14 protein-coding genes are annotated in these 12,616 nt (G+C 66.5%); 5 read left to right on the forward strand and 9 right to left on the reverse strand.

The annotated features are described in order from the left end of the window. Nucleotides 1-38: 38 nt before the first annotated feature. Complete coding sequence (locus B1818_RS22170) at nt 39-599, reverse strand: GXWXG domain-containing protein (RefSeq protein WP_068970455.1); 561 nt, start codon at nt 597-599, stop codon at nt 39-41. A 121-nt stretch (nt 600-720) separates the two neighbouring features. Here B1818_RS22170 and B1818_RS22175 point away from each other — a divergent pair, with 121 nt between their 5' ends. Next, nucleotides 721-1,152, forward strand: coding sequence for a PPOX class F420-dependent oxidoreductase (locus B1818_RS22175; protein ID WP_068970454.1), 432 nt, complete (start codon nt 721-723; stop codon nt 1,150-1,152). A 51-nt stretch (nt 1,153-1,203) separates the two neighbouring features. Next, entirely contained in the window at nt 1,204-1,641 is a 438-nt protein-coding gene (locus tag B1818_RS22180) for a VOC family protein (protein ID WP_058253494.1), read from the forward strand. Here B1818_RS22180 and B1818_RS22185 read toward each other — a convergent pair. After that, entirely contained in the window at nt 1,638-3,308 is a 1,671-nt protein-coding gene (locus tag B1818_RS22185; protein WP_078114045.1) for an alkaline phosphatase D family protein, read from the reverse strand. The genes B1818_RS22180 and B1818_RS22185 overlap by 4 nt on opposite strands. Nucleotides 3,309-3,468: 160 nt before the next feature. Here B1818_RS22185 and B1818_RS22190 point away from each other — a divergent pair, with 160 nt between their 5' ends. Next, entirely contained in the window at nt 3,469-3,768 is a 300-nt protein-coding gene (locus B1818_RS22190) for a putative quinol monooxygenase (protein ID WP_058253492.1), read from the forward strand. A 63-nt stretch (nt 3,769-3,831) separates the two neighbouring features. Next, nucleotides 3,832-4,515 carry a DNA alkylation repair protein gene (locus tag B1818_RS22195; RefSeq protein WP_058253491.1) on the forward strand — a complete coding sequence of 228 codons (684 nt, stop codon included), beginning with the start codon at nt 3,832-3,834 and terminating at the stop codon, nt 4,513-4,515. A 69-nt stretch (nt 4,516-4,584) separates the two neighbouring features. Here B1818_RS22195 and B1818_RS22200 read toward each other — a convergent pair whose 3' ends face one another. The 4 genes from B1818_RS22200 to B1818_RS22215 all read right to left on the reverse strand — a co-directional run bounded on the left by B1818_RS22200 (nt 4,585) and on the right by B1818_RS22215 (nt 8,882). Continuing rightward, nucleotides 4,585-5,457 carry a MerR family transcriptional regulator gene (locus B1818_RS22200; protein WP_058253490.1) on the reverse strand — a complete coding sequence of 291 codons (873 nt, stop codon included), beginning with the start codon at nt 5,455-5,457 and terminating at the stop codon, nt 4,585-4,587. A gap of 66 nt (nt 5,458-5,523) precedes the next feature. Beyond that, on the reverse strand, nt 5,524-6,879 hold the full coding sequence (gene gdhA / locus B1818_RS22205) for an NADP-specific glutamate dehydrogenase (protein ID WP_065631644.1): 1,356 nt from the start codon (nt 6,877-6,879) through the stop codon (nt 5,524-5,526). 184 nt (nt 6,880-7,063) lie between these two features. Continuing rightward, nucleotides 7,064-7,321 (reverse strand): hypothetical protein, encoded by a 258-nt coding sequence (locus tag B1818_RS22210; RefSeq protein WP_231742623.1) that lies wholly within the window; start codon nt 7,319-7,321, stop codon nt 7,064-7,066. A 565-nt stretch (nt 7,322-7,886) separates the two neighbouring features. Next, nucleotides 7,887-8,882: an alpha/beta hydrolase family protein gene (locus tag B1818_RS22215; RefSeq protein WP_058253487.1), complete on the reverse strand. Its 996-nt coding sequence runs from the start codon at nt 8,880-8,882 to the stop codon at nt 7,887-7,889. A 249-nt stretch (nt 8,883-9,131) separates the two neighbouring features. Here B1818_RS22215 and B1818_RS22220 point away from each other — a divergent pair, with 249 nt between their 5' ends. Beyond that, nucleotides 9,132-10,508, forward strand: a complete 1,377-nt coding sequence (locus B1818_RS22220) for an NAD-dependent succinate-semialdehyde dehydrogenase (protein WP_058253486.1) — start codon at nt 9,132-9,134, stop codon at nt 10,506-10,508. A gap of 111 nt (nt 10,509-10,619) precedes the next feature. On the opposite strand, the gene B1818_RS22225 is transcribed toward B1818_RS22220, so the two are convergent. From B1818_RS22225 to B1818_RS22235, 3 genes are all read right to left on the reverse strand, one after another. Continuing rightward, nucleotides 10,620-11,366, reverse strand: a complete 747-nt coding sequence (locus B1818_RS22225) for an MBL fold metallo-hydrolase (RefSeq protein ID WP_078114047.1) — start codon at nt 11,364-11,366, stop codon at nt 10,620-10,622. Nucleotides 11,367-11,532: 166 nt separating this feature from the next. Next, nucleotides 11,533-12,060: a putative immunity protein gene (locus B1818_RS22230; RefSeq protein WP_058253520.1), complete on the reverse strand. Its 528-nt coding sequence runs from the start codon at nt 12,058-12,060 to the stop codon at nt 11,533-11,535. 25 nt (nt 12,061-12,085) lie between these two features. Then, nucleotides 12,086-12,559, reverse strand: a complete 474-nt coding sequence (locus tag B1818_RS22235) for a helix-turn-helix domain-containing protein (protein WP_058253484.1) — start codon at nt 12,557-12,559, stop codon at nt 12,086-12,088. Nucleotides 12,560-12,616: the final 57 nt, after the last annotated feature.

Genomic DNA, 12,616 nt, shown 5'->3' on the forward strand with positions numbered 1-12,616 from the left:
AGGATCAGTGACCGACGAGGATCAGTGACCGACGAGGATCAGTGGCCGACGAGGCGGAGTGAGTCGTCGCGGCGGAGCACGAAGAAGTACGGCTTCGGCGACCCCTTCAGGTCCATCGCGCCCAGGACGGCATCATCGGAGAGACGGTGGAAGACGTCGTTGATCGGCAGCTGATCGTAGGACATGGTCGCGGTGTCCGTGCCGCGGTACCGGGTGGTGCGCAGCCGGGCACGTGCTCGTCGGGTCTGACTGAGAAGGCGGGTCGCGGCGATCGGCGTCCCCAACGACAACGACTTGACTCCGGGCGCCTTCTCGGCGATCCCCAGTCCGCCGAAAGCGATCGCCGGATTCATGGCCCACAGCGCCGAACCGTCGCGGGTCGGGAAGAGCAGGGGGTGGACGGTCTCGGCGTCGACGAATTGCTTGCCCCACCAGCCGCTGGCCGCGAGGAAGCCGTCCAACGGGTGGTCGGTGGGCAGCTCGGCGCCACGCCAGGTGCCGATCATGAAGTCCGGTTCGACCGCGGGGGCGGAGTCGAACAGGTCGAGGGCCTCGGCGGTCGTCGTCGGCGTGGTGGTCAGGATCTCGCGCACATGCATGTCGACGATCGTACGTGTAAAGACACAAGATCTGAAGAATGTCGCAATGGATCGCGGAGCCACGCCCCGGGGTGTGCGGCCCGTCCGGAATAGCCTGTAAGTACGCCGGGTTGCCGCAGGCATGAACCAACCCGCGTATGACCCTCGTGATCTTCTCGCCGAAGGCGGAGTCGGCGTCCTCGCCACGATCAAGTCCTCGGGACTACCACAGCTGTCCCCGGTGACCCCTTTCTACGACCGCGACGCCGGGACCATCTACGTCTCGATGGCCGAGGGTCGGGCCAAGACCGCCAACCTCCGACGCGATCCGCGCGCCGCGTTGGAGATCACCGGGCCCGATCGCTACACGTGGGCGACCGCCGAGGGCACTGTGACGTTGATCGGCCCGGGCACCGAACCGGACGGGCCCGAGGTCGAGGCGCTCGTCGACTACTACCGCAAGGCGGCAGGCGAGCACCCGGACTGGGACGAATACCGCAGGGTCATGGTCGCCGATCGCCGCGTCCTGATGGTCATGTCCGTGGACCGGGTGTACGGCGAACGTCTGCGCTGATTTTCACGATCGAGGACCCGGGTTGTCCTCGTCGTGTCGCACAGTGGACGCATGACAACCGACTTTCAACTGACCTTCGACTGTGGTGACCCGGCTGCGCTGTCCGCATTCTGGGCCGAGGTGCTCGGTTACCGGCTCCAGGACCCGCCTACCGGATTCGACAGCTGGGAGGCGGCGCTCGACGCATTCGGGGTGCCTCCGGAGCGTCGGAACGACGCCTCGGCCGTGATCGACCCGGAGGAGCGCAGGCCACGGTTGTTCTTCCAACGCGTACCCGAGGGCAAGACGGCGAAGAACCGGGTGCACCTCGACGTCCGTGCTGCCCCTGGTCTGAGTGGCGACGACCGGATGCGCGCCCTCGAGGCCGAAGCCGACCGGCTCGTCGGACTCGGTGCGACCCGGGGCGAACGACACGACCCCGCACCTCCGCTCGGCGAGGGGCACATCGTGATGCGCGACCCCGAGGGCAACGAGTTCTGTCTGGACTAGGGATTTCGTAGCAACAATGCGCGCCATGTGCGCTCTGTTGCCACGAATTCCGATGTCAGACAGATATTTCCGGCTCTACCCAGGGTCCCGTCCAGGTCGGGCTGCTCGAAAGTGACCTCGGCGAAGCGTCCCTGAACCGAGAGCGTCGCGATGGTGTTGCCGAACAGCGGGCCCAGGGTGTTTCGCCAGGCGACGGGCAGTTCGGGCGAGCCACCACGACGCGCCCAGCGCCGGACGACCGCGGCGAGCCGATTCGACCACCCCAGCCGGAAAACCGCCTTGATGTACGGCGGGATCGCGTTGTGCACCGGCGAACACACGAGCTGGTGGACGTCGGCGCTCGTTGTGTCCGGGAAAGTCGCACGCGCGGCATAGCTGTGGTGGACGTCGCCGGACAGCACGCTGACCGTCGCGGGCCCGGGGTCGCGCGCCGCAACCTGTCGGATCATCTCGCTGAGCCGGACGAAGGAATCGAAGAAGGCCGGCCAGTGCTCGAGGTCGGCCCCCTGCCGGATCTTCTCGGCCAGCTGTCCACGACGGCCCGGCCGCCGGGCGCCGATCTCGTTCACAGTCTCCGCATCACCGATGACCGGCGGGAGCAACCACGGCAGTGATGAACCCAGGACCAGGTGGTCCAGTCGCTCGATGTCGTCGTCGACCTGGCTCTCAACCCAATCGAATTCGTTGTCGCTCAGCATCTTTCGCGTTCCGTCGGACAGGATGCGACCGTTGCGGGAGTCGATCATGACCAGCCTGGTGTTGCCCAGGTTCCACCGGAAACTGAACCGGACACCCTTGGTTCCGTCGGTTTCCCGGTCGGCACGATCCGCGACCTCGATCAGGTGGGGCCAGCAGTCACCGTCGATCTCGCGGACGCGGCGGTAGTCCTCGGACTCGGCGAGTTCGGCGGGGGAGAGGTTGCCGAGGTGCTGATACACCCAGTACGACGCGAGGCCGGCGCGGATCCGGTCCTGCCACCACGGCTTCTCACTCATCTGCCGACGCCAGGTGTCCGAGGTGTTCCAGTCATCACGGATGTCGTGATCGTCGAAGATCATGGCCGTCGGCACCGTAGAGAGGATCCATCGGATCTCGGGGTCTCCCCAGGTGTGCCGATACAGTCCCTCGTACTCCTCGAAGTCGACGACCTCGTCGGACGGTCCGGCGGTCGAGGCCCGGCTCGACTCCAGCGACTTCTTCACCTGCGGGGTCAGCTCGTCCGCGTACACCTGGTCGCCGAGCAGAATGAGGGTGTCCGGCCACTCCTCCACCGGGAGGTGGCGCATTCGGACCGCGTAGCAGTCCAATGCGTCGAGTCCGAGCTTCTCGTCGAGCTTGGGGTCCTCGGCCCGCGGATACCGGCAGGACCCGAAGACGAACCGGTGCCGGTCCGCGGTGTCCGGTCCCCGGGTCCGGATCACGCTGGGCGGGAACTCGGTGTCCGGGAGGGGCCACTCGAGGGCGCCGTTGACGCGGACCTGATACTCGGAGACCGTGTCGGGCACCAGGCCGCTGACCTCGACCAGCGCGTAGTGGTGACCGGACACCTCGAACGTCCGGGTCGCACAGCCGAGGACTTCGACCTCGCCGGGTTCGTCGGTCTGCACCCAGATCAGCGCGGAGGTTTCGTCGACGTGCCGGAGGATCGGACCCAGAACCAAAGCCATTCGATCAGAGTAGGCCGTGGCGCAGCGTCGCGCGGCCACGTCGATCGTGAGCGATGAGTTCGCCGGGTCGTGCCGGTCTGCACTCCTGTCGCCCTCACCATAGCGGTGACGTCTCGCGCCGGGACACCGGTGCACCGGAGTATCGATGGAGGAGCAACCAATGGTGATCGTTGCCGGCAGTCTGCGAGTGGACCCGGACCAGCGCGCGGCGTACATCGCCGGCTGCGACGAGGTGGTCGGTGCCGCCCGTCGGGCACCGGGGTGTCTCGATTTCGCAATCTCCGCGGACTCGATGGACCCCGGCCGGATCAACATCTTCGAGCGCTGGGACTCGCAGTCGGCGGTCGAGGCTTTCCGTGGCGACGGGGTCGGCGAGGACCAGTCACGGGCGATCCGGTCGGCGTTCGTTGCCGAGTACGACGTCGCCGACGTGCGGATACTGGCGGGCCCTCCGGATTGATGAGCACACAACCCGCGGCGACATCGAGCGTCGTAGGCTGTGTGCGCACTTCCAGAGGGGATCATGACCGGAATGTCCGACATCCAACAGACTCTCGCCGACGTCCTCGGCGAGCTCCGCAGTCTCGACGACCCGCGGATCCGAGCGGTCAACGAGAAACACGGCGACGACCACGGGGTCAATCTCACGAAGCTCAGGGCGATCGCGAAACGACTGCGAACGCAGCCCGAACTTTCCGCAGAGCTGTGGGCGACGGGCGACACCGCGCCGCGTCTGCTCGCACTGTTGATCTGTCGCCCGCGGGCGTTCGACCCCGCGCAGCTCGACACGATGATCCGCGAGGTCGACCGGCCGAAGGTCCACGATTGGCTCGTCAACTACGTCGTCAAGAAGAGTCCGCATGCCGAGGAGTTGCGGAGGTCGTGGATGGCCGACGCCGAGCCCGGTGTCGCCGCGGCGGGATGGGCCCTGACCGCTGATCGAGTGGTCAAGAAGCCCGGTGACCTCGACACGGCCGGGTTGCTCGACACCATCGAGTCCGACATGGGGAACGCACCGCCACGCCTGCAGTGGGCGATGAACACATGCCTGGCGACCATCGGCATCGAGAATCCCGACTTCCGTTCCCGTGCAATCGACATCGGTCAGCGGTTGCGAGTGCTGGAGGATTACCCGACCTCCCCGGGCTGTACTTCGCCGTATGCGCCGGTCTGGATCGCCGAGATGGTACGGCGTCGATCGTCGTGACCTGAGCGGCAGCTCGTTGCCCCGTCGCTCAGGCGTCGGATCCCGACACTCCCGGGGATCCTCTGCTGCTCAGTCATTGTGGCGGCTGTGGGAAACCGGCATGACGACCGTGGTGAGGTCGCCGCCGTCTGCGGACCGAATCGTCATCGGGAGGTCCCGATTGCGGACGTCGATCATCATCTCGGCCCCGATCGACACATGGACCGCGGGGTAGAGCGTCGAGACCTCGAACCACAGTGCGATCGGGGGGCCGCAGGTCTCGGCTGGCGCGACGGCGAGTTGTGCCGACGAGGCGTCGCTCAGTGTGAGCGCCGCCGACGTGAAGTCCAGGTGCACCCGGTCGGTTGCACAGCGCTCCAACGATTGCAACACAGCGGTTTTCGCGACACTCGCACGCATGGTCACCGTGGGCAGGGCTTCGATCATCGCCTGGTGCGCGGGAAACGGCCCGTCGAGTAGGCGGCACCATAGATCGTCCCGACCGTCGAGCCGGAATCGAACTGCGCCGGCCACGGCGTCGATGACGACGACGCCGCCCCGTGCCAGGTCGGACAGACCATCACGGAGGTCGGCCGCACACAGCGTTCTCGACTCCGCGGCGATCGTCATCTTGATCGTCCTGGCCTCGTGCCGAACCCGATCGGCATCGGCTGCGACGGTCCGCACGTGCTCGTCGATCAGTCCGCCGGCGGTACCCGGCTCGGCGGCGAGGACCGTGCGGATGTCGGCGAGCGACATCCCGATCTCGCGGAGTCGCCGGAGTGCGATCGCGTGCCGCTCCTGCGACGCGCTGTACTGGCGATATCCGGTCGACGCGTCGACGGCGGCCGGGGTGAGCAACCCCGAGTCGTCGTAGAACCGCAGCGCGGACGCGGTCAAACCGGTGCGTTGCGCGAACGCGCCGATCGGGACGAGTTCGCTGACTTCGGGAACGGAGGGCATATCGCAGATCATCCGGCTTCGACCAACCTGAAGGTCAAGAGGAAGCGAGTCGGCGTCCGAATCGGGTCAGATGAGACCGAGTGCGAGCATCGCGTCGGCCACGCGAGTGAACGCCGCGATATTGGCACCGGTCGCGTAGTTGCCCGGCGCCCCGTATTCGTCTGCCGTGTGCAGGCAGTGGTCATGGATGGCCGTCATGATCTCCGACAATCGGTCCTCGGTGTGCGCGAACGTCCACGAATCCCGAGAAGCGTTCTGCTGCATCTCGAGTGCGCTCGTGGCGACGCCGCCCGCGTTCGCGGCCTTGCCCGGGGCGAAGCCGACGCCGGCGTCGGCGAAGATGCGCACCGCCTCGGGGGTGCTGGGCATGTTCGCGCCCTCGGCGACGATGCGACATCCGTTCTTCGCCAGTTGAGTGGCGTCGACCCCGTTCAGTTCGTTCTGCGTCGCGCAGGGGATGGCGATGTCGGTGGGCACACTCCACATCGATCCGGTGTCGACGTGACGGGCGGACCCGCGGCGGGCGTCGGCGTAATCCGAGATACGGCCGCGCCGAACGTTTTTGATTTCCTTGAGCAGTTCGAGGTCGATACCGGCATCATCGACGACGTAGCCCCCGGAGTCCGAGCACGCGATCACGCGACCGCCGAGTTGTTGCACCTTCTCGATGGCGTAGATCGCCACATTGCCCGAGCCCGAGACCACCACGGTCTTGCCGTCGAGGTCGTCGCCGGCCGCGGCGAGCATCTCGCGGACGAAGAACACCACGCCGTACCCGGTCGCCTCGGTGCGGACCTGCGACCCACCCCAGGCGAGTCCCTTGCCGGTGAGCACGCCGGACTCGTAACGGTTGGTGATGCGCTTGTACTGGCCGAAGAGATAACCGATCTCCCGACCGCCGACGCCGGTGTCACCCGCGGGCACATCGGTGTACTCGCCGATGTGACGGTAGAGCTCGGTCATGAACGACTGGCAGAACCGCATGATCTCCGCGTCGGAGCGTCCCTTGGGATCGAAGTCGGCGCCGCCTTTGCCGCCGCCGATCGGGAGCCCGGTCAGTGCGTTCTTGAAGATCTGCTCGAACCCGAGGAACTTGACCACGCCCAGGTAGACGCTCGGGTGGAATCGAAGGCCGCCCTTGTAGGGACCGAGTGCGGAATTGAACTCGACCCGGAACCCGCGGTTGATCTGCACCTGTCCCTGGTCGTCGACCCACGGCACTCGGAAGATGATCTGGCGCTCGGGCTCCGTCAGTCTCTTGATGATCCCGGCGTCCGCGTAGTGGGGATGTTTCGCCAAGACCGGACCCAGACTGTCGAAGACCTCCCGGACGGCCTGGTGGAACTCGGCCTCCCCAGGGTTCCGCGCAACAACCTGCGCGTACAGATCGCTGATCTTCTCGTCGAGCACGATGGCGACCACTTCCTTCTCCGTAGGTGTGGGACGGCGACGTGCCCAGGTGAGCACGCCGCCACCCGCACCCTATCGAGTGACAGGAATTCGACCGCAGACCGGTCCGTCGGACGACGACCGCGGTGTGTCCGCAGTGAGGTGGTCGGACCCGCTCACCTGCGGAGCAGTCCGGTCGGGCACCGCTATGCGCGGATCACGCGCGGGCCAGAACAGGTCGTCGCACCTGGAGCGACGGATGTCGGGTCACGATCTCATGCCTGGACGTCGGATCGGCACCAGTGGTGAGCGTCAGGATCCAAGGCACCGACTCGGTGTCGTCGGACACCCACGGATCCAGTTCGAGGTGGGCCAGGATGTCGCGTGACAGGCTCTCGAGTCTCGCGACGGTCAGTCGTCCGGACGAGTCCGCGAAACCGCAGCACACATCCCGCCCCTCGGGTACTCCGAACACGTCCACGTCGTTCTCGCGGTGCCATTGCCGTCGGAGGAGCAACGACTCCGACTCCTCGACGACAACCGAACACCTGGCGGGGTGGGGAAAGGCGTCGTGCGCGCGAGTCGACGCTTGCTTGACGAATTCTCTGACCCGACCGGGGGAGCCACACACGCGTATTCGGCACTCCATCACAACCGCTTTCACGGCCACTCTTCCTTTCGCTGCGACCGGCCATCTGCGACCGGTGCCATGGACTCTAGCCCAGAAAAAAATAAAAGCCAGTCCGGCGCATTTCGCAGGCGCACAGTAAATGAAAAGTACTGTGTTACAACGTATGAAGTCGGCAAGTCGGCACCAGATCGGACGGGCTGGACTTCTGTCGTTTCTGGGCTATGGTCACGACGAGAGCGGGATCGACCCGCTGTAGACCACGACCGATTCGAGGAGAAATGGCGGAAAAGAATTCGAGCTCGAAAAAGCGGCGGCAAGAACTCAAGGAACGTCGTGAGCGAAAACGGGCACTCGAGGATGTCTCGTTGATTCGGAAGAGGAAAAGCGCGCGTTGACGCCGACGCTCGCGTCAGCCCGCGCTTTTCAGTGCCCGGGCGATCGTGGGCCAGGCTCGGTGCAGATCCTGGTTCCAGTAACCCCACGAGTGGAGACCGGCACGGAAGTCGTAGGTGATGTCGACCCCGGCTCGGTCTGCGCGACGCTTGAAGCTCTCGGTGCATCGGGCGACGATGCCCTCGAGCACGCCTCCGACGGGTGAGGCCAGCCCGGCCAGCCCGAGGGCCGGGTCGGGCAGACCGTTGCCGACCGCTACATACACGGGCTTACCGCGTAGCGCGGACACGTGACCGGCGGGATTGTGGGCATCCCAGTTGTCGTGATCGAGCGGGCCCCACATGTTCTCCGGGTTCCCACCCCTCGTCGTGACCGATGTGGCGGTCGCCTGCCGGAACTCCGGCGACCCTTGATCGAGGCACCCGCTGAAGGCGACCACACCCCGGTAGAGATCCGGGTTGCGGACCGCGATGGACATCGCGCCCAGCGCCCCCATCGACAGCCCGCCGATCACGTTCCGTCCGTTGCCCCGGAAGCGTCCGTCGACCAGCGGAGGGAGTTCCTCGGTCAGGAAGGTCTCCCACATGTTCCGACCCAGGACGGGATCGATTCGGCGCCAGTCGGTGTAGTACGAGCCCGTACCCCCGATGGGCAGAACCACGTTGACCTTCTTGTCGGCGACGAAGCGCGCGATGTCGGTCTGGAAGGTCCACCCGCTCTGCGTGTAGCTGGTGTAGACCCCACCGTCGATGCCGTCGAGGAGGTACACGGTCGGCCGTGGGCCGGTCCGCTCGCGGGGGGCGAGCACGCTCACCCGAACGGGCCGCTTCATGGCGGCGGAATACACGGTCATCGTCGTGCGTGTCGCCGTCTCCGAGGACACCGCAAGGATCCGCGCCGAGTCGCCGAGCCTCGGTGGAGTCGCCCCCGCCGGCTGACCCGTCGAGACGCTCGCGACGACCGCGATCAGAAATGCACAACCGAGCCCTGCGGCTCGCTGCCAGCGTGACACTCTTCGTTCCCCCTCGGACACTGCCGTCACGACCGGCGACCCACCCCCAGGTCGACGTCCGGCATTCGCCGCGTGTCGGTCGATCACGGGTCCGGACACGGACCGCGGACCCATTAGAGCAGGTCTGGGGCCGCCGTGTGACCGAAGCGCGCCGACGACCGAGGTTTTGCGTACAGGGACCCGGGTACCCGAATGATCCCGGGCTGTGGACAGTCGGGATTCACACGACAGAGGAAGGTAGGTGCTCTGGTGGGCACATATGTCACCGCGAATCCGACCACCGGTACGACCGAACGGGAATTTCCCGGACTGAAGGACGACGAGGTGGCCGGCGTGGCCGAACGGTCACTCGCGGCATACCAGGAGTGGCGAGCGACCGAGGCATCCGAACGGGCCACAATCCTTTCCCGGACCGCTGACGAGTACGAGAGGCGAGCCGATGAGCTCGCGGCCGTCATCACGACCGAGATGGGCAAACCCGCCAAGGAGGCGGCGGGAGAGGTCCAGCTGGCCGCGGACATCTATCGCTGGTACGCCGAGCACGGACCGGATCTGCTCGAGACCGAGGCCCTCGACCCGCAGGGCGCGGATGCGTCGATCGTGCAGGTCGCGCCGATCGGACCACTGGTGGGCGTGATGCCGTGGAACTACCCCTACTACCAGGTCGCACGTTTCGTCGCGCCGAACCTGTTGGCCGGCAACACCGTCATTCTCAAGCATGCGTCGATCTGCGCGGCGTCGTCGGCGTTGATGGCAGAAATTTTGCACGACGCGGGTGTGCCCGCCGACGCGTACATCAACGTGTACGCAAGCAGTGATCAGGTCGCAGACCTGCTCGCGCACAACGCGATACGCGGTGTATCACTCACCGGGAGTGAGAAGGCGGGTGCAGCCGTGGCGAAGGTTGCCGCGGAGAACCTGAAGAAGTCCGTGCTCGAGCTCGGCGGTTCGGACCCGTTCATCCTGCTCGACTCCGCCGACACGGAACGCACGACGAAGATCGCGGCGGGCGCACGGCTGTCGAACGCGGGCCAGGCGTGCAACTCGCCGAAACGGTTCATCGTTCTCGACGAGTTGTACGACGACTTCGTCGACGGTGTGGTCAAGCAGTTCGAGTCGACGGTGGTCGGTGATCCGTCCGACGATTCCACTCAGATGGGTCCGCTGTCGTCCCTGTCGGCGCGCGACACCGTGGCCGAACAGGTCGAGACCGCGGTGAAACAGGGCGCCACCCTGCGGACGGGTGGGAAGCCGCTGGAGCGCGACGGAGCCTTCTTCGAACCCACTGTGCTGACGGACATCACCCCGGACATGGACGTCTACTCCGAGGAGATCTTCGGGCCCGTCGCGATGGTCTACAGGGTGTCATCCCCGGAGGATGCCGTGGCGCTCGCCAACGATGTCGAGTTCGGTTTGAGCGGCTCGGTGTGGAGCGGCAACATCGGCAAGGCCGAGGAGGTTGCCGACCAACTCGAAGTCGGCATGGCGTATGTCAACGAACACGGCACCACGCTGCCCGGCCTTCCGTTCGGCGGGGTGAAGCGGTCCGGCTACGGTCGCGAACTCGGGCGTTGGGGCATGGGCGAGTTCGTCAACACCAAGCTGCGTCGCACCGCCTCCGAGTAGCCGGGCGATCGGCGACGGCCGGACGGGCCGATGCGGAAAGCGTCGGCCCGTCTCGCCGTCTGGCCCGTCTCGCTGTTCGGCTCGTGATCCGGCGGCCGGCTGTCCGACGTGTCAGCCGTTGGTCTGACGCGCCCGGTCGACCGCGACGGCCACCCCGTGATGCCACGGAACCCCGCGCCCGGGAAGCAGAGACTTCGCGTCCGTCGCTGCCAGCGCGTCGAGCGACGCCCGATTGCGATCGAGGTCGGCGGTTGCGGAACCGGCGATCATGCGCGGGCCGGTCGCCGCGGTGTACGGATCGAGGGTGACGAGCGCGTCGCCGGCGATGACCGCGTCGCGCAATGGAAAGTGCAGCGACACATGGCCGTAGGTGTGACCGGGAGTCGGCACCACCTGCGCGCCACCGGGGAGCAGGGCATCATCGCCGAAAGGCGTCACATCCAGGTGATCGACGCCGCGCACCGTGAACGCACCGGCCGCCGCCATGCGTCCGAGCAGGCGTAGCGAACGCGGATGACGAAGGGGCACTCCGAATCTGGTCGCGTTCTGATGCGCGTAGCGGTAGGGATGGGACGCCAGCCACGCATCGTCGCGATGGACGTGGACCGGGATCCGCCACTCGCGCGCCAGGCGGCGCGCGGTGCCGACGTGATCGAAATGACCATGCGTGATGATCAGGTCGGTCACGGCATCGGTGTCACGGCCGAGTTCCCGGATGGCCTTGACGAGGGGTTCGTACGAACGGGGGAGTCCACAGTCGACGAGGATCAGCCGGTCCTGGTCCTCGATCAGGTACTGATTCGTGTAGGCGTACTCGAGCCAGTGGATGCCGGGGACGACGCCACGATGGAAGGTCATGACGAGACGCGTACCCGGTGGTCGCGGCAGCAAACCGGGACGACCGTCGAAGTTTGGACAAGACCGGGGGTTTCTGTAATCACCCCGGCCTCTGGCTCGACATGCGGGTTACAGCACCGCAGGAGCGTGACTGCGACAGTAACAGGAACACCCCGGTGAACGCGAATCACCGATCGCCGACCTGCTGTCGATCGTCGATGAAGACCTGCCAGCACAGGTCATTGCGGGCATGTTGGTCGTCGAGCACCAACTCGCGTACCCGAACAGGGAGATGTTCTCGCTGCCAAGCGCATTCGTGTCTACCCGCGTCGACCCCGTGTGCGGACCGGACTGCCTTGATCGCGTACGCCGCGGCACCGAGGTCGTGCGATGCGACGTGCGCGGTCACCGCCGCTTGCCCGGCGGCGTAGGCGGCGAACCGCGGTGCGCCACGTAGATCGCGGGCGGCACCCATGGCGTGTCCGCCGGCGGCGCGCGACTCCATCATCGCCAGTTCGCCCCGGGTCCACGCGCGGACCGCCGCGATTGCCTCCCTGGGGCGAGCGTCATCCGGCCGTGCCGACTCGAACAAGGGCAGAACGTGCTCCGCACACCGTGCCGCCCAGAGCGCCAGCAAGTGGTGATCGGCGTCGGTGAGCGTCCCGCCACGACGGATGGTGACCAGGCGGGGGTCGAACACTGTGGGGAGGATCATCGCGACCTCTCTGCCGGCCGCGGACTCAACGGCCGCGCCGGGCAATTCGCACCTCGACGTCCTCGGGTGTGAGAACCGCGGTGGGTTCGGCGACGACGCCCACGCGTACGGGCGCCTGGGCTCGGTCGGTGACGGTGAGCGGCGGGCCGTCGGGCTGCAGATGGTCGTTGCCCCACTGCATCAACGACATCACCACAGGAAACAGATCGCGGCCCATGTCGGTGAGCTGATACTCGAACCGTTCGCGCTGCCCGGCGTCGCGGTAGGGGACCTTGGTGAAGATCCCGGCCTCGGTGAGTTCGCGCAGGCGGGCCGACGCGACCGCGTCGCTGATCCCGACCCGCCGGCTGAACTGATCGAACCTGGTGGCGCCGTAGAAGGCCTCCCGCAGGATGAGGATCGCCGACCGGGTGCCCACCATGTCGATCGCCTTCGCGATCGAGCAGCCGCTCGCCTCCCAGCTGTCGCGTTCGGCCAGCGGGCCCTTCAGGTGCATCATGCCCCCAGCCTACCCTGACTTGACAAGACCATAGCCAGAGCGTAGACCTGACTTTGG

Source organism: Gordonia sp. IITR100 (assembly GCF_002009645.1).
In the GTDB taxonomy this organism is placed as follows: domain Bacteria; phylum Actinomycetota; class Actinomycetes; order Mycobacteriales; family Mycobacteriaceae; genus Gordonia; species Gordonia hongkongensis.

Bases quoted from the DNA above. Each gene is read 5' to 3' on its own strand.
- B1818_RS22170 (WP_068970455.1), bottom strand. From the start codon at position 599: ATGCATGTGCGCGAGATCCTGACCACCACGCCGACGACGACCGCCGAG.
- B1818_RS22180 (WP_058253494.1), top strand. From the start codon at position 1,204: ATGACAACCGACTTTCAACTGACCTTCGACTGTGGTGACCCGGCTGCG.
- B1818_RS22175 (WP_068970454.1), top strand. From the start codon at position 721: ATGAACCAACCCGCGTATGACCCTCGTGATCTTCTCGCCGAAGGCGGA.
- B1818_RS22200 (WP_058253490.1), bottom strand. From the start codon at position 5,457: ATGCCCTCCGTTCCCGAAGTCAGCGAACTCGTCCCGATCGGCGCGTTC.
- B1818_RS22235 (WP_058253484.1), bottom strand. From the start codon at position 12,559: ATGATGCACCTGAAGGGCCCGCTGGCCGAACGCGACAGCTGGGAGGCG.
- B1818_RS22185 (WP_078114045.1), bottom strand. From the start codon at position 3,308: ATGGCTTTGGTTCTGGGTCCGATCCTCCGGCACGTCGACGAAACCTCC.
- B1818_RS22195 (WP_058253491.1), top strand. From the start codon at position 3,832: ATGACCGGAATGTCCGACATCCAACAGACTCTCGCCGACGTCCTCGGC.
- B1818_RS22190 (WP_058253492.1), top strand. From the start codon at position 3,469: ATGGTGATCGTTGCCGGCAGTCTGCGAGTGGACCCGGACCAGCGCGCG.
- B1818_RS22225 (WP_078114047.1), bottom strand. From the start codon at position 11,366: ATGACCTTCCATCGTGGCGTCGTCCCCGGCATCCACTGGCTCGAGTAC.
- B1818_RS22230 (WP_058253520.1), bottom strand. From the start codon at position 12,060: ATGATCCTCCCCACAGTGTTCGACCCCCGCCTGGTCACCATCCGTCGT.